A 16993-nucleotide genomic window follows, 5' to 3' on the forward strand; every position below is an offset into this window, starting at 1 on the left:
TTTAAGCAGTTAAATAAAGCCAAGTTCTATTGCTTTTAGAACTGCCCGCGTGCGATCCCTTACACCGAGTTTACTTAACACGCTCGACACCTGATTTTTAATAGTACCTTCTGATTTAAATAGGCTGTCAGCAATTTCTTTATTTGAACAACCTGCTGCCATCAAGCGTAATATTTCGGTTTCTCGCTTGCTTAATGGGTCTGGCATATCGCTTGATTCAAATTCGCCTTTAATGCCCTGCAAACCTTGTATTAAACGTTCAGTAATTGCTGGCTGAATTAAGGTGTCGCCCTTGTGCACTGTCTCAATACTTTGAACAAGGGTTTCAAGGCTCACATCTTTAAGCAGATATCCCTTTGCTCCCGCTTTTATTGCTTGCATAACCGATTCGTGGTCGTCAAAGGTGGTGAGCATAATTACCGGTATACTTATATCTTTCTCGCGCATAGCAATAAGTGCCTCTATACCCGTCATTTTGGGCATCCGTATATCCATAAGCACAACATCAACGTTCATGTCTGCACTCTCTAATAAGGTGAGGGCGCTGAGTCCGTTTTCTGCCTCTCCAAGCACATTAATATCAGGTGATAAACCCAATAAACTTTTAATCCCATGGCGAACTAGGGTTTGGTCATCTACTAGTAATACATTAATCATCTTGTGCCACCGGAATAAGTAATTGTGTATGAAACTGGCCAGATTCGATCATAAATTTTGCTTTCCCTCGTAGCGCAAGTAAACGCTCTGAAATACCCGTCAAGCCATTTCCTTGATGAATGTGTTTAGGCATCTTCCCATCGTTGTAAATATCTACTTGTATGTGTTTTAGGTCGCTGTTATTCGTTTTCGCATAGGCTAAACTCATATTAATATGTTTACCTTGGGCATGTTTAAGGGTGTTGGTAATACTCTCTTGTACCGTTTTGACAATAGTATCGGCTATTTGAATATCGTCAATTTCAATGTGTTGGTCGATGTCCAGGTTTACTGAGAGCTTGGGGAGCTTTTCTAGCATTGCGCGAATGCTTGATTCAAGATCCAATTTACTTTTATCTCGAATATCGCTAACTGCTTCGCGTACGTCACTCAGCAGAAGCTTGGCTAATTGGTGGCATTGTTCTATAGATCCTTTTACTTCACCTTCGGACTTTATAGATGCAACCTGCAGATTAATAGTGAGGGCGGTTAAATGATGTCCGAGTAAGTCGTGAATATTACGAGCAATGCGCACGCGTTCGCCTTGTTTCACTGCTTCATTGAGCAAAAATTGGGTTGCTCGAAGTTGTCTATTAGAAAGCTCTGCTTCCATGCGTGCATCGCGTTCAGACATGCCTGTGTTGACCATAACAAGCGCGAATATGTTGAAGGTCCAGAACAAAAATGCGTTGACCACCACGCCACTATGGTCCCAATAAAAGCTATGTACCAAAAATAAAGGCAAGGCCAATAACGGTGAGAGGACAAGAGCGCGTTTAAAGCTCATAAAATAGCGCGTAACGGCACTATATATCACCATGAAAATTGCGATGAAGGTGACTGGGATGGCAAAATAAATTGCAATAATGATAAAGTACAATGCCACAGTAGCGAAGCGCTTTTTCAGAATATTACTATTGTCTCTAGCTTCATTTGTAATATAAAACCATATGACAATGTATACGACACAAAGTAACGAGGAAAGGACAAGATGAATAGCACTGAATGCATCAGAGTCCCACATCATCCATAAACTGAACCCGGACACAATTAACCACGTAATCACGGCGGACATTCGTTCGAGGGACATGTGTTTTATTTGCATAGAATAGCGCTATTTTGTGGGAACTATATAGCGCCTAGCTTAGCACCAAACTCGCAGGTAACAACATAGGCCAAAAGTCATTTTATGCTTTTTCGCTTTACCTTATGAAATGCTTACTTATGTTTTATAGGGACACTTAAGCTACTAAGCAGGAAAAGTAAGGCACCGCAAGCAGTGCCTTTTAATATTACTGTTCGTCGAGGGAAAAGACTTTATTTAATTCTGCAATAAAGGCTTTTACTTCGCTGCTAAAGAGCACAAAATCGGCATCAATTTTCAGCGCTACGTTCTCTTTCTCTATGTCTTCGTTTTGTTCAAGTACAATGTCGGTAAACTTCAATCTTTTAATCGACAAGTCTTCAGCAATCACACAAGTCAGTTTATCTTGGAAAGATACGGCTAGTTTGTGTACCATTTTACCTGCTTGCACATGGCCAAGTACTTCGTCTGCATCTAAATCTTGTTTCTTACATCTTATGATGCCGCCGTCTTCGGCGCTAGATTGAAACTCAGCCTCATCAAGTAGTTCAAAACCAGCTGGCGCGTCTTTCATCAGCCAATCGGTCAGTATTTCTTGTTGCTGGGATTTAGAAAACGGAACAACAGGCAAACTACCAATACACTTTCGTAGACAGGCTAAAAAGGCTTCAGCATTACCGTCTGAACTCGAATCTACGACAACGATTTGTTGATCAAGAGAAACAAAGGCATTAGTCACACCAAACTTACTAAAGGCGCGCGGTAATAAACGCTGCGTAATCTCTTCTTTCAGATCTTTTTGCGCTTTTTTAGGCATGGGTGAACCCGTTTCAGATTCAATTTCACCTACTTTCAGTACAAGCTCACTGTTTATCACACTGGCAGGAAGTAATTTTTGTTCACGCTTTAAGCTAAACAAAAAGTCTTTATTTGCTTGATGAAACAAATTTTCTGACTTAGGAATTGGACTAACCCAACCCATGCTAGAGATTTCTTGTGATGAACAAGGGCGAAAAGACATACTCTCGAGCATGCCCTGCAATTTTTCTTCGTCAAAGGAGAATTCACTAGTAAAACGATAAACTTTTAAATTTTTAAACCACATACGCTTTTCACTTATCAAAAATAGAGCGAGAGGGTAACAACACCTCGGCTAAGGGTCAAAGACTAGATGCGTTTTTCTTGCGCATAATGTTTATTTTTTCGTAACATTGTGGTTTTTAAAATTCATTGCTTGACATCTTTCCTTAGTTGTTTCATAAAACTGTCACATATCACTCTAATAATACAGGCAAAATTTATAATGCGAGTGAACAAAAATATGCCACGGACAATTTTATTAGTCGAAGATGAGGCGCCAATACGCGACATGTTGAGCTTTGTTTTGGAGCAATCAGGGTTTAACGTAGTTGAGGCTGAAGATTACGACGTGGGTTTGGCTAAAATAAAAGAACCTTACCCAGATCTCATCTTGTTGGATTGGATGTTACCGGGGGAAGTGGTGTTAAGTTGTGTAAACATCTTAAGCAGCACGAGTATGCGAAAGATATTCCTGTCATTATGTTGACCGCGCGTGGTGAAGAAGATGACAAAATTAGAGGCTTAGAGTCTGGTGCCGACGATTACGTCACCAAGCCTTTTTCGCCAAAAGAACTTGTGGCCAGAATTAAAGCGGTAATGCGCCGAGTGACACCAACGTCAAAGGAAGAGCCTATTGAGGTCAATGGATTGTTGCTGGAGCCAACTTCTCACAGAGTGACAAGCAACGAAAGTAAAGTAGAATTAGGTCCGACGGAATATAAATTATTGCACTTTTTTATGACTCACCCTGAGCGTGTGTATAGCCGTGAGCAACTTCTTGACAATGTGTGGGGTACCAATGTTTACGTTGAAGATCGCACCGTAGACGTGCATATTCGGCGTTTGCGAAAAGCGGTATCTGAAAACGGGCATGATAGTCTTATTCAAACGGTACGCGGTTCAGGTTATCGTTTTTCTGTGAAAGGCTAGTTTTTCTTAATCTAACGTTCGTGTAACAACAACTGGTTTCAATAATGTACTATCCACAATCATGGTCACGCACGTTACTGCGCTTCGCTTTATATTTAAGTGCTGTGTTATTAGTAGGGATCATCACGGGTCAATTGGTTGCTGCTTTTATGCTAGCAATCACAATGATGCTAATCATTAATTATATCCATTTGTACCGACTGACCAAATGGCTGTGGCATAGCCGTGCGATGTCAGTGCCTGCTGCTAGTGGAATTTGGCTGCATATTTATGAGGGGATATATTCCCTGCAACGGCGTAATCGCAACAAACGCAAAAACTTAAGCGCACTGGTAAAGCGTTTTCGTGAAGGCTCTGAAGCACTGCCTGATGCTGTGGTAGTTATCGACAAAGACGCTCGCATAATGTGGTGCAACCGCAATGCACGAATTGAATTAGGACTCAAGTGGCCAGACGATAATGGCCGGCGTATCGACAATCTCATCCGTCACCCCAGCTTCGTTGAATTTTTACACGAGGGTGACTATCAGTTTCCTATTGAAGTCCCAGCACCGACCAACCCAAACAAAATGTTTGAATACCGAATGATGGAATACGGACAAGACCAATTACTTTTGATTGTTCGGGATGTGTCTCGTGTTTCGCATCTAGAAGAAATGCGTAAAGATTTTGTTGCTAATGTGTCGCATGAACTAAAAACACCCTTAACGGTTATTAATGGTTACTTAGAAGTCCTTGAAGGGACAAACAGTGACGGCCCGCCGATTGTTGAAAAAGCGCTATCGGAAATGGGCTCACAAACCAAGCGCATGCAAGTGCTAATTGAAGATTTATTAATATTGTCGCGTATTGAATCCTCAAGCGACCGTATTTTTGAAAACGTGGTCGACATGCAGGCCATGTGCAAACAAATCGAAATTGAGGCCAGGGCCTTAAATAAAAACAAAGGCCATAGCATTAGCTTTAATGTTGACGATGAATTGCGTGTTTATGGTGTTGAAACAGAATTACGCAGTGCTTGTTCAAACTTATTATTTAACGCGATTCACTACACCCCCAGTGGTGGCAAAATTGAAGTTAAATGGAAGCGAAAAGCAACAGGCGCTTATTTTGCTGTCATAGACAATGGTGACGGAATAGAAGATAAGCATTTGCGCAGGTTAACGGAACGTTTTTATCGGGTCGATAAAGCTCGCTCTCGCACAACCGGCGGGTCAGGATTGGGCTTGTCTATTGTAAAGCATGTCTTGCATCATCATAATGCTAATTTGGAGATCCATAGTACCCTAGGTAAGGGCAGTAAGTTTTCCTTTTTGCTAGCCAATGAATTTATTGCTGATGATTGGTAATAAGCATCGATACAGGCTTTTACAATGACTATAAGAAAAAACGCTCATCGTTTAGTTTTTATTTTTTCTTCGTGCTTTCTTATCATAAGTAATAGCAGCATGGCCCAAACGCGTAGCCAAAACGAAATTAAGCCCGCTCTTCAAGCAAACGAAAACATCGTAACGCAGGCAACATCTGTGTATGTAGACGCTCAAGACTATAAAACGACACCGGGTGTTTATGGCACTATTACGTCTATAGGCTCAGATACATTGGCGGGTTTAATGGCTATTTGGGCGCAACGCTTTGAGGAAATATATCCCCATATAAAATTTCAGATTCAGGCAACGGGATCGGCAACGGCCAGCCAAGCATTGACACAAGGGAGTGCAGGTATAGGCCCGATGTCACGAGTGTTGAGCGCGCAAGAGATTAGTAACTTTAGCAATGTACATGGTTACCCACCAACCGCGCTAATTGTTGCTATTGATGCGATTGCGATATACGTCGAAAAGAATAACCCTATTGATAAACTAAGCACCGCGCAGGTCGACGCCATATTTTCGGCGACAAGACTGTGTGGTGGCGAGCAAGCATTAGTTGAATGGCAACAGCTAGGAATACAAAAATTTGGGGCCGCGCGCAAAATACAATTGTTTGGGCGTAATTCGGCTTCAGGTACTTATGATTTATTTAAACAAACAGCCTTATGCAACGGAGATTATTTATCTACGGTGAATGAAATGCCGAGTTCATCTTCAATCGTGCAATCTATTGCCTCTAGTGTTGGTGGTTTAGGTTATGCTGCACTAGGTTACAAAAATAATAATGTAAAGACTTTGTCCATAAAAAACGAAAGAAGCATTGGCACTTCGCAGTACTTTGCACCAAGCCCCAAGAACTTAAGAGAAGGCAAATATCCTTTTACGCGCTACCTTTATATTATTGTAAACAAACCACCCGACCAAGCGCTGGCGACCTTAGAGAAGGCCTTTCTGAAGTTTGTATTATCGCCTGAAGGCCAAGCAATCGTAGAGGAAAATGGATACTTTGCAATCTCTCGGCGAGTTGCTGAAAGTCAGTTAGTACAATTAGAAGCCAACATAAAACCCCTAGAGGTTCTCCAATAGGTTTTGACTTTATCACCCAATCTCGCCTTGCTGAGAACTGCCGATTTGACGTAAACCCCGTGCTTTTGTTCCTTACTAGTTTAGCGCCAGTTTTTGTTTCCCCACTTTGTATTACTGCGTTTTTTGCGTGCCTTCTTTGTTCCTTTAGGGAGGGTGTCAGCTTCAAAATTACCGTATTGGTCATCATCCTTTGCAGGCGCTGCTAATGCTTTTTCTGTTGGCGTAAAGCCGCTGACTATTGTCATTTCTAATTTGCGTTTGATAAATCGTTCGATGGCTTGTAGTTGTTTGTTTTCTTGCAAGCTACAAAATGAAATTGCGCTTCCTTTTGCTCCTGCGCGGCCCGTTCGCCCAATGCGATGCACATAGTCCTCTGGCACGAAGGGTAGGTCGAAATTAATAACGCAAGGTAGCTCTTCAATATCAATGCCTCTTGCTGCTATGTCGGTAGCAACAAGCACTTTAAGCGAACCGTTTTTAAAGGCCTCTAAAGCCAATGTGCGTGCTCGTTGAGTTCTGTTTGCATGAATAGAATCTGCACTAAAAGCTAAATTTTCAAGTGTGGCAACCAGTTCATCAGCACCGCGCTTGGTGCGCGTAAAAACTAATAATTGTGACCAGCTATTGTGTTTCAATAAGTGTATAAGAAGCTCACTTTTACGCGCTTGGTCTACGGGGTGTATGGTTTGCGTTATCGCATCCAGATTCTTTTGTTTCTTCTACTTCTATTGTCAGCGGCTTGTTTAACATATTTTTAGCCAATGCTTTAATGTCTTTGGAGAAGGTTGCTGAAAAAAGTAAACTTTGCCGGTCTTTGGGAAGTAAGCTTTGGATGTAGCTAATGTCATCAACAAAGCCTAAATCGAGCATGCGATCAGCCTCATCCAATACGAGTATTTCAAGGTGCTCAAAGTTTATCGCTCCTTGTTTATATAAGTCTATGAGGCGGCCTGGCGTGGCAACAAGTAAATCAATACCTTGCTCTAAGGCATATAGTTGAGCTTCAATCCGCACGCCCCCAAACACAACTGACGAGCTAATATCTAAGGCTTGACTATATTGGCTAACGCTTTTGTCGAGCTGGGCCGCAAGTTCGCGTGTTGGTGCAATCACGAGTGCGCGTAATTTTTTTGGGGTGTTATTTGGGCTATCAGCGAGAAGCTGTAATATAGGCAACACAAAGCTGGCAGTTTTCCCTGTGCCCGTTTGCGCTATTGCGATCAGGTCTAATTTACTTAATACCGCTGGTATAGCCTTTTGTTGGATAGGTGTTGGACGCTTGTAGTTTAATTTCTCAAGCGTTTCTGATATCGCTTGGCATAAGCCTAGCGTGGTAAAAGACATAGTTGATACTTCCTTGACGAGCTAGCAACTACAACTTTTTATTTCTAGCTGCTGCAATGTTTTTTAATTTATTGCGATAAATCTGCATAGAATGGCTTTTAATCGGCTTGCCGAAAGACGCGCCTATCGCAGTAAAAAACCAAAATACTTGATCAAACTTAGATGGGTTACTCAATATTTCCGCTTTCACTTCTTTTGATTCTGTTACATCGGTTAAATAACGGAGGTCGCCATAATGGCGGTAATAGGACAGACTGTCTGTATATTTTTCGGCTTTGTCTAATATTTTTGACAACAGCGGGTGCTCAGGGCTTTCAATACCTTGGCGTATTGAAAACACCCACCTTACTACATAAATAGGCAGTTTAAAGATTGGCGCATAAACCCCAGGCGGGACCCTGGGCACAATGTCACTTGAATTTACTACTCTGAAAATAGGCGTCTTCATACCGTTAAAATAATTGTAGTCCGCAACACGCGGTGCCCCGTAACTATATACGGCGCCGTTACTGTCAGGCAATAATTCACGCGCAGCGATGGTTGCCATCGCGCCGCCTAACGAGTGCCCGGTGAAATAAACGGGACAGTCTTCTTCACCAAGGGCTGTTTTTGCCGCTTGAATGTTTTTCATTATTTGCGGTGCGAGTGCTAAAAAGGCGCCATAAAATCCTTTATGTACACGTCCAGAACGCTCTGCTGGATTGGCAGCAAAGCCAAATATCTTGCGCTGGGCGAGTAATTGCATATCTGCTTGTGCAATTTGTGCATCTATTAGAGGCTGGGCATCACCATTGGTTAGCCAATCTTCCACGTTTGATTCAGAGCCTCTAAAAGCGACGACAATGAAGCTTTTTTTAGGGCTTGGATTTTTGTGATAGCAGACAAAACCTTGGGCGCTTAACTTACTAATATTGTTTGGTGTTTGATGCTGTTTAAACTCTATAGTCTGATTGCTAAGATAGGGCTCTACTAGGTTAAAGGAGCCGGTTTTTAAGCCTTTATTTAATACCTCCTCGAAGTGCTCTGCACCGCTTGACACATTTTTTAGTATGTTGTTGAGTTCATCTTTGCTGGCGTTATCGATGCTAAGTTTTTGTGCCCAGTTTTCTATTGGGCTAAGTGCCGGCGTAAACAAATAAGAGATATCTTCACATGGGATGTACGCAAGCTCTGCCAATTCGCCCATCGTGTATGACATACGGTCACTGTAACCTATACGCGTATGCGGGATGTTGCTTGCGTTAATCGAATCAAAATATTGCTTTTGGGATGTTGTGGTGGTTATTCGGCGATTATATAATTTTGCCAAAATTGCACATAGCGCCAAGGCAAATCCGCCCGCGACATAGGCATCTATGCCGGCGATAAACTCAATAATGGCTTGGTAACCGCTAAGTAATTGCGCATATATGTTGTTAAATACATCACCAACGGTAGTGGTTTTTTCATCGCTACCCGCACCATCATTGCCACTTAAATACGCTAGTATACTGGTCCCGGCTCCCAAACCTAATGAAGCTCGTAAAAAACGAAAGATGCTAAAACCATCTGAAGATGATTGATTAGAAGACGGTTTGTCCATGAGCGTGCAATCCTTTTTTAGTATTATTTGCTATTAATGCATTGAGTACTGCGAACAAAGCCCTGCGTGCAACTTCAACGACGGCTTATTTAATTTAGGTAATAACGTGCATGTTTGCAAGAAGAACTGCTGCTTGGGGTAGGTGTTTGCTTAATTAAACGGGCGCTTTTGTTGCTGCAAGTAATAGATCAGGAAAACTATGAAGATAGGCCAGCTAGACAGACTGACCTTTGTAGTCGCTCTTGACCATTGGCAAAGCGTGGCGTCTTTGCGGCGTTGTATTGCTACTTATATGCCCATGCTTTGTTTTGTTAAGGTCAAGTTTCCATTTACTAAGTACATCAAAAGCCATGGGTTTCGCGAAATAAAAACCCTGCACATAGCGTAAACCTAATGACCTAATTAGATTGAGCTGCGCTTGTGTTTCAACGCCTTCAACGATAGTGATTGCCTCAAATTGCTGAGCAATAAAATTAGCCGCTGAGACAATCGAAATATCTTTTTTGTTCATGTCTTTAATAAACGAACGATCTATTTTTATCACATCAAAGTTAAGGGCTTGTAGTTGTTGCAAAGAAGAATAGCCAGTACCAAAATCATCAATCGAGATACTAATGCCAACATCAACGAATTGTTTAATCAGTTTGGCAAAGGTAATTTGATCTTGAATTTCGGTCGATTCAGTAATTTCAAAGTGTAGGGATGTCTTTTTAATTGGATACTTGTTTAAAATACTCAAGACTTTATAAGCAAAGTCGGGTTGTAGCATCTGGACACATGAGATGTTTATCGACAGTTTGTAGTTCTCAAAATCAGTTAGCTGACAAAATTCTTTTATGGCATTGTCAATTACCCAATAGCCAATATTAATGATAAAGCCGGTTTTTTCAGCGATAGGAATAAATTCATCAGGACTGATTAATTCACCTTTGCATCGCCATCGTAGAAGGGATTCAAAAGCATAGGTACGATTTTCTTCAATATCTATGATAGGTTGAAAGACCAAAAATAATTCATTGTTATTGACAGCATTGCTAAGCGCTTTACGTAAGCGTTGTTGGCGTAAAAAGGCGTCTAGTAAATCCGGCGTATAAAAAAGCGCGTTTTGTTTTTGATTATGCTTACAATGATACATCGCTAGATCAGCAAATTGGATTAGCTCATGGGTATCGGTGCTGTGCTCGGGGTATAATGCTACGCCTACGCTAGCCGATACATTTAACAAATCTAGGTCTACGCCAATGGGTTTCTCAATTGTTTCAATAATTTCTTGTGACGTGCTAACGGTATCTTGTTCACATTTATATTCGCATACATAAATAAATTCATCGCCACCCCAGCGACACAAAAGTGGCTCCTCAGTCAATTTCTGCGATGCAAGTTGGGTTAACCGCTGTGCTATTTCACTAAGAACCGAATCGCCATGGGCGTGACCAAAACTGTCATTAATGCCTTTAAAACCGTTTAAGTCGATAAAATAGAGTGTGTATTGCTTTTCTTGTAAGCGCGCACTTGACAGTGATTCGTCTAAAAACTTCAAAAACGCTGAGCGATTCAATAGCTGAGATAGTGGGTCTAAGTTAGATATCCTATAGATTTCCTGCGTACGGCTATCAACCTCATCTTGTAAATTAATAGAATAGGTATCGAGCCTTTGGTTAGCTGTTAGTAAATCAAGATTACTTTTTTCTAAGGCTTCTTTTTCAGTTTGTATTTGCGCTAATAGCCTAGTGTTATCTGACTGCAACTGAATGGCTTGAGATATGAAATCGCTGGACTTTTTGGAAGTAAGTAGCATCACGCCCCAAAAAGCGATGGCTAAATTTGTGACGTAAAAGAACCCATCATAGTCCAAAGTAAAACCCAAAATCGCAAAAGGCAATATCAAAGAGCTAACGTACAAGCTAGATAAAATACGGACAGGGCCCAAAATACTAATCGCACCACCGGCTAAACCCGACAGCACTATCGCCATTAAGGTTATTTCAACCAGAGACATTAAGGGCATAAACGTCAGTGTAAAAATAACCCAAATAAGACAGTTAGACAGTAAACCAAGGGAGAATCTTGTCAGTGCCATATCATAATTAAAGTTTGGCAACTGCATATTTTTAAGTGTGGATTTGGCATCAAATAATCGTCCCAAGCAGACTAAAGACATTGACACCATTAAGAAAAATTGGATCATTCTCATGCTAAGAGAAAGCGCATTGTCAACAAGGCTATAGTTCAGAAAAGCGAAAACCAATACTGTCACCACAAAGCCATTGAACGAATTTTCGCAAAGTAGTGTAACGCGCTGTTCTATTGACTGCCGCTCTTCTTTAGATATAAGTGCCAAGCGCTTTCCTTAACCTGATGGATTTATGACATGTTGCAATAAAAATATTTCATAAATTTAATCGGCCGATATCTTAATATCATGAAATTATTATTTACGCTTGTCGTTGTGCAAATACCTACTAGCAAACTACTGCCAGAAGGAAAGGTGAGCTAAGGTATTGAGTACGCTAGTCTAAAAGGTCTCCTTTAGTAAATTGAGCATGTCGTCGACCGAGAGCTTGGTCGCTGTTTCATTACCCGAAAGTAAGTTGTCTGCTAAGTTGCGCTTGCGTTGATGCAGCGCTACGATCTTTTCTTCAATGGTATTTTTTGCGATTAGTCTATAGATAGTAACCGGCCTTGTTTGTCCCATGCGATGAGCGCGGTCCGAGGCTTGATCTTCAACTGCGGGGTTCCACCATGGATCCATATGAATGACATAGTCAGCCGCGGTCAGGTTTAAACCAGAACCCCCTGCTTTTAAACTAATTAAAAAGATATCTCCTTCGCCACATTGAAAGGCATTTACACGCTTTTGTCGCTCTTTTTGTGTGGTTGAACCGTCTAGGTATTGATAGCTAAAGCCCTTGCTTTCTATATGCTGTTTGATAAGTTGCAAATGCCCCACAAACTGACTAAAAATAAGCGCTTTATGGCCATTTAACTGCAACTCCTCAAGCAATTCATTGAGTGCCTCAAGTTTTGAACTAGGGATATCACTTTCGCTCATCACCAACTTTGGATTGCAACAGGCCTGACGAAGTTTTACCAATTCAGCAAGCATACGAATCCGTTGTTCACCACTATTTGCATGCTGCTCACTTTGGGTAATATTATCAATTGCATTTAAGCGCAGGGCCTCGTAAAAGGCTTGCTCTTTAGTACCCATAGTAACTTGAATGTTAATTTCGGTTCGCGGGGGTAATTCGTTTAATACCTGATGTTTCATGCGCCGTAGTATAAAGGGTTGAATCAATGCTTTTAGGCTTTGACTGGCTTTACGCGCGGCGAGTTTATCGTCTTTTGCATTTTCGATTGGCATAATAAAGCGCTGGCCAAAGCGTTTTAAATTACCCAGCAAACCAGGATTGATAAAGCGAAACAAACTCCACAATTCACTCAGGTCATTTTCGATGGGTGTCCCTGTGGTGATCATCTTAAAATCGCCTTTTAGCGCATAGGCGGCTTTGGTGCGTTTGGCTAAGGGATTTTTGAGTGCTTGTGCTTCATCAGCAACAATTGTGTGCCAGTTTACCTCTTTTAATAGCTCACTAGTTCGTTGCAGCAAACCATAACTAATCACTACGCAGTCAAAGGGTTTTAAGTCTTTTAGTAAGGCAAGGCGCTCGTCGCTCGTCACGGCGTCGGCGAACATTCTTATGCGTAAGGTCGGGCTAAATTTAAAGGCTTCTTGTTGCCAATTAAAGCATACCGACGTTGGCGCAATGACCAAGCTTGGCCCTTCATTCGCGCGCAACAACATGATGGCTAATGCTTGTAAGGTTTTCCCCAAGCCCATGTCATCGGCTAAACAAGCGCCTGCTCCCCAATACGCCAAACGAGCGGCCCAATCAAAGCCTTCAATTTGATAGTCGCGCAGTTCTGCTTGAAATGTTGAAGGGATTTTAGGTTCTATAGAATTGGCCTGATGCATTCTTTTGGTTTGCTCATCCCATGCATCAATGGTTTTCATGCGCATGCCGGTGGTAGCGTCTTCCATCTGCAGGCTGGCAAGAGGGTGGAATTCACCATGGTCAGTTAACTGACTCATGTGGTCGAGCTTGTCGCGCAAGTCTTGCGATAAGGCGACTATTTGATCTTGTCCTAGTTCTATAAAGCGGCCATTACTACTTTTCACCAGCTCAAGTAACCTACGTAACTCTATGACTTGGTCATCGTTTATTCTTAAATCACCCGTAATATCAAACCATTCGCTTTGTTTGTTTACCGCAAGTTGTAAATGTTGTGTTTCAAGCGGCTTGCTTAGGCTGATTTTTTTGCCTTTTGGCCAGCGTAAAGATAAATCAAAGGTATCACGTTCTAGGGCTGCTTCTAATTGCTCTAGGGTTTGTAATGCTTGTTGTAAATCATCCTGCAGTAAAACGTTGTCGGGCATGGCTAAAAAAGCAGGGCAGGCTTTGTCGAGCAAATCTAAAAGATTTTGTTCTCTTACTAAATCACGCTCGGTTGCCACGCGTTTGCCGTTAATATCGGTGCTTAGGTTAGCACTGCCAATGGCTGGTTTATAGGCGGGTCCGTTTTCACCAAAAGGCATCACGACACAAGTAAAAGACAAGCCATTTTGTGAGGGCTCAATATTGACTACCAAATGGGGGTCGCAAGGGTGCACTTCTAAGCCTGTATCAAGCCCCGCGATGTCTGATTGAATATTCAAAAAAGGTGCAATGGCAGAAATACCTTCAATTGCTTTTTGTTTTGCGCTTGCAGGCACTAATAAGCCACCTTCACCAATGATGTTAGCAACTTTAATATGCTCTGATGAAAATACAGTAAGCTGATATTGATCCTGACTTAACGCTTTAAGATCGTATATGTCTTGGCGTTCAATATCATCAATTTCATAGGGTAAGTCGGCAATGCTTAAACAAATTTGATTGCCTTGTTGGCTGACAATAAGTTCGGGTTCCCGCTTTACAATGCTAATTGGGAAGTCTAGGTTATTTTCGTCGTAAAGGTTGTCAATACCAACTGCCGCCTCAAGGGCAGGCAGGCCCTCTAGCGCATATTCAGTTTTTGAATAATAACCATAGCCAAGGTAGGACTCGATAGCGCGGCATATTTTCATGTCGCTTTGACTTAAATAGTCAAAAGACTCTGGTTCTTCAGCGAGGCGTTTGAGCGAGACAACGCGCCCTTTGCTCCAACCCGTTTTGTTTAGCTTTTGTTCGCGTGGGGTTAAGCTGTGTGTATGTTGCGTTGATAACTCCCACACCAAGCGCGATGCTTTGGCATTTGGCGTTTTGGGCTGGGCAAGGTTTCTTTCGTTGTTTGGGTTTAAGGCTATTAATTGGTCTAAGGCTAAATCCCACTGAGACTTGCATTCAATCAGTCGGCTTATATCCACTAAGTCATTTTTTTGAGGCGCTTCTTGATTGCCTATATTGGCGATGATTTGTCCGCACATTTGTGCAAAGAGAGTGTAGCCTAACTGACTGAATTTGCGTTTATGCTTGGTCGCAAGCTCTGCCAACTCTGGGTCTTTGCTTTGATTGCACCAAATATTCGCCAGCATATAATTAAGGTAGTTTAGTTGATGACAAAAGAAGTCGCTTTGTTCGTCTACGCAGCTATACTGAATGAGAATGTTGTAGTTGCCACCACTTGACAAGCATTGAATCGGCCTGATTAAGTTGCGTCCTAAATTAGCATAATCGCTTTGTGTTTTTTTGTCAGCTTGCTCAAATTCGATTTGGTCCAATGCATTGGCAAAATAGGCCGCGTCGGTGTGGTTTCCTTCTACCATGAGGGCTAGTTTATGAAAATAACCAAGGACATCGTTGATGTACTGCTTTTTTCGTCTACTGTATTTATTTTTAGCGACAATCGCTTGTTCAAAGCGAGTAATAGCGTCATGAGTTTGGCCCGTTAAAAAGTGGTAGGTGCCCCATAATTGCATCGCGTAACTTGTGCTTTCAGGGTCTATCTTAAGGGCAATAAAGTCCTCAAAACGCGCCTGATACAAATACTGTTCACCTAAAAAGGCAGTAGCAATCTGCATTGTATTTTCGGCTTTTTATATTCGTATTTGCACGGCAAACTTGCTCTAATAAAGCAATTGGGTAGTCGACATTTTTACCTTCAACTTGAAAGGCTCTAAAAAGGGTAGCAAAAGATTGGTATTGAAATACCTTCGGTAAGGATAAAAAACTATCTAAATTAAAAGGAATAAAAAACAGCTCAATTAGAATGATATTTTTTATGTGGTCAATAACTTGTGGGTTTTTACTAAATGAAAGTGTTTGTTCGATCTTGCTCATTTCATTTAAAAAATATAAGTCGCGAACAAGGCGGCGGGTATCTACTTCTTGATAGCGCCAATGATTATTTGGGCTAAGCGGCATAACTTCCTGGCTTGCCGTCATAATCTCGAGCAAACGCTGTTGCGCTTTTTTATGCCCCTCACTGCCTATTTCATTGGGTTTAGTAAAGGCCAATTGAGGAGGGAATTGACCAACCTCTGCGGTGAGCCTATTCGCCAATAAGCGATTAACACATAAGCCGTCTTTGCTCTGTATTAGCATATTGCAGTAAATTAACTTTTCTCTTCTTACCGGAGTTAAATAATATAGATGCGCTTTGTGTGCCAAAAAACCTTTAGTGGCCAATATATCAAGCAAGGCCTCCAGTTTCTTAATGGGGATGGGTTTATGCACCACCGCCAAAATAAATAATACGCTTTGATCTTGTTCGCTTAATTTTAAAAAGGTGCGGTAAAGTGCGTCTATTTGTTGATGAATTTGTGGCTGGATAAAGGTAGCGAGGGCCATAGCGCGGTCGTTTTCACTTTTATTAACGTTTAGTGCATTGAAACTAACAAAATTTGCTTAGCGACACAATCAACATCCCCTTATTTTACTTACTTCAGCGGTAGCACCAAAACACAGCGCCTTGTTGTTTCAAAAAGTCTTCTGCTTGAGCTCCTTGCAATAGTGAAAGCGTAGCAAGCAAGCCTGCTTGAATGCAGTGCTCACTAGCAACCGTGACCGACCTTGCGGCATCTTCGATAGGGAAACCGGTAAAGGGATTAAGTATATGAGAGTAGCGTTTGCCGTTTTTCTCTAAATATCGATTGGCGTCGCCTGAGGTCGCTAGGCCGCCTTTAGCAATATTGACTACGGCACTACCTTTAGCATTGGTTGGGTTTTCAATACCAATCTGCCAATAAGGCGCGTTTTGACGTGGACGAGTGACTTGTATATCACCGCCAAAATTAAGCAATACTGAGGTTTCAGGCAAGGCTTCGGCTAATATCTGGGCTGCCTTATTAACAGCATACTCTTTCCCTATGCCGCCTAAGTCTATTTCAAACCCCTTAGGCACCACGATATTTGTTGAGGTAAATGATAGTTTCTCAAAGCCAATGAAAGGAAGGAGCTTTTTGACACTCGCAGCACTAGGTATGTTATCAGAGCCATCAAACTTCCAAACCTTTCTTAAGATACCTGAGGTAATATCGAATTTGCCATTGCTGATGTCAAAGCAGGTTTTCGCAAAGTTCAGTAAGCCAAAGGTTTCTTCATCAATTTTTACTGCCTTGCCTGCGCTGTTATTGATTTTGTATAAGGGATTACCTTTTATGTAGCGGCTGTACTTTGCTTCTATGCGTTTGGTTTCGCGAATGGCTTGAGCAAAAAATGGAGCAACCAGGGCTTTGTCTTTGGTATCAAACAAAATCTCACAGGGGCTTGCCATAGCAGAAAAACGACCACATAAGTGGTCGTTTTGTACGCTAAGCGATGGCGTATTCTGGCGCAT

General features: G+C 41.8%; 10 protein-coding genes and 2 pseudogenes. 3 read left to right on the forward strand and 9 right to left on the reverse strand.

Annotated features, from left to right (window positions below; translation table 11 throughout):
- Window positions 1–9: 9 nt before the first annotated feature.
- From AC0L6H_RS10590 to rdgC, 3 genes are all read right to left on the reverse strand, one after another.
- Entirely contained in the window at window positions 10–657 is a 648-nt protein-coding gene (locus AC0L6H_RS10590) for a response regulator (protein WP_473394248.1), read from the reverse strand.
- Window positions 650–1801, reverse strand: a complete 1152-nt coding sequence (locus AC0L6H_RS10595) for a sensor histidine kinase (protein ID WP_473394249.1) — start codon at window positions 1799–1801, stop codon at window positions 650–652. The genes AC0L6H_RS10590 and AC0L6H_RS10595 overlap by 8 nt, the downstream gene beginning before the upstream one ends.
- 187 nt (window positions 1802–1988) lie before the next feature.
- Window positions 1989–2885: a recombination-associated protein RdgC gene (gene rdgC, locus AC0L6H_RS10600; protein ID WP_473394250.1), complete on the reverse strand. Its 897-nt coding sequence runs from the start codon at window positions 2883–2885 to the stop codon at window positions 1989–1991.
- 216 nt (window positions 2886–3101) lie between these two features.
- Between rdgC and phoB the strand changes: the two are divergent.
- From phoB to AC0L6H_RS10615, 3 genes and pseudogenes are all read left to right on the forward strand, one after another.
- Window positions 3102–3790 (forward strand): annotated as a pseudogene (gene phoB / locus AC0L6H_RS10605) (phosphate regulon transcriptional regulator PhoB).
- 44 nt (window positions 3791–3834) lie between these two features.
- A complete protein-coding gene (gene phoR / locus AC0L6H_RS10610) occupies window positions 3835–5139 on the forward strand; it encodes a phosphate regulon sensor histidine kinase PhoR (protein ID WP_473394252.1) in 1305 nt (434 codons plus the stop codon).
- A 99-nt stretch (window positions 5140–5238) separates the two neighbouring features.
- Entirely contained in the window at window positions 5239–6249 is a 1011-nt protein-coding gene (locus AC0L6H_RS10615) for a PstS family phosphate ABC transporter substrate-binding protein (RefSeq protein WP_473394253.1), read from the forward strand.
- An 80-nt stretch (window positions 6250–6329) separates the two neighbouring features.
- Here the strand turns inward: AC0L6H_RS10615 and AC0L6H_RS10620 are convergent, their stop codons facing one another.
- From AC0L6H_RS10620 to AC0L6H_RS10645, 6 genes and pseudogenes are all read right to left on the reverse strand, one after another.
- Window positions 6330–6884, reverse strand: coding sequence for a helicase-related protein (locus AC0L6H_RS10620; RefSeq protein WP_473394254.1), 555 nt, complete (start codon window positions 6882–6884; stop codon window positions 6330–6332).
- A 22-nt stretch (window positions 6885–6906) separates the two neighbouring features.
- On the reverse strand, window positions 6907–7593 hold the full coding sequence (locus AC0L6H_RS10625) for a DEAD/DEAH box helicase (protein WP_473394255.1): 687 nt from the start codon (window positions 7591–7593) through the stop codon (window positions 6907–6909).
- A 28-nt stretch (window positions 7594–7621) separates the two neighbouring features.
- A complete protein-coding gene (locus AC0L6H_RS10630; protein ID WP_473394257.1) occupies window positions 7622–9175 on the reverse strand; it encodes a lipase family protein in 1554 nt (517 codons plus the stop codon).
- A gap of 214 nt (window positions 9176–9389) precedes the next feature.
- Entirely contained in the window at window positions 9390–11516 is a 2127-nt protein-coding gene (locus AC0L6H_RS10635; RefSeq protein WP_473394258.1) for a putative bifunctional diguanylate cyclase/phosphodiesterase, read from the reverse strand.
- Between the two features lie 174 nt (window positions 11517–11690).
- A pseudogene (locus AC0L6H_RS10640) lies at window positions 11691–16005 on the reverse strand (DEAD/DEAH box helicase).
- Window positions 16006–16099: 94 nt separating this feature from the next.
- Window positions 16100–16993, reverse strand: coding sequence for an FAD:protein FMN transferase (locus AC0L6H_RS10645; RefSeq protein WP_473394259.1), 894 nt, complete (start codon window positions 16991–16993; stop codon window positions 16100–16102).

This window comes from Glaciecola sp. G7-5, from assembly GCF_055808975.1.

Excerpts from the sequence above, each read along its gene's own strand:
- AC0L6H_RS10590 (WP_473394248.1), bottom strand. The coding sequence starts at position 657 with ATGATTAATGTATTACTAGTAGATGACCAAACCCTAGTTCGCCATGGG.
- AC0L6H_RS10595 (WP_473394249.1), bottom strand. The coding sequence starts at position 1,801 with ATGCAAATAAAACACATGTCCCTCGAACGAATGTCCGCCGTGATTACG.
- rdgC (WP_473394250.1), bottom strand. The coding sequence starts at position 2,885 with ATGTGGTTTAAAAATTTAAAAGTTTATCGTTTTACTAGTGAATTCTCC.
- phoR (WP_473394252.1), top strand. The coding sequence starts at position 3,835 with ATGTACTATCCACAATCATGGTCACGCACGTTACTGCGCTTCGCTTTA.
- AC0L6H_RS10615 (WP_473394253.1), top strand. The coding sequence starts at position 5,239 with ATGGCCCAAACGCGTAGCCAAAACGAAATTAAGCCCGCTCTTCAAGCA.
- AC0L6H_RS10625 (WP_473394255.1), bottom strand. The coding sequence starts at position 7,593 with ATGTCTTTTACCACGCTAGGCTTATGCCAAGCGATATCAGAAACGCTT.
- AC0L6H_RS10630 (WP_473394257.1), bottom strand. The coding sequence starts at position 9,175 with ATGGACAAACCGTCTTCTAATCAATCATCTTCAGATGGTTTTAGCATC.
- AC0L6H_RS10645 (WP_473394259.1), bottom strand. The coding sequence starts at position 16,993 with ATGCGCCAGAATACGCCATCGCTTAGCGTACAAAACGACCACTTATGT.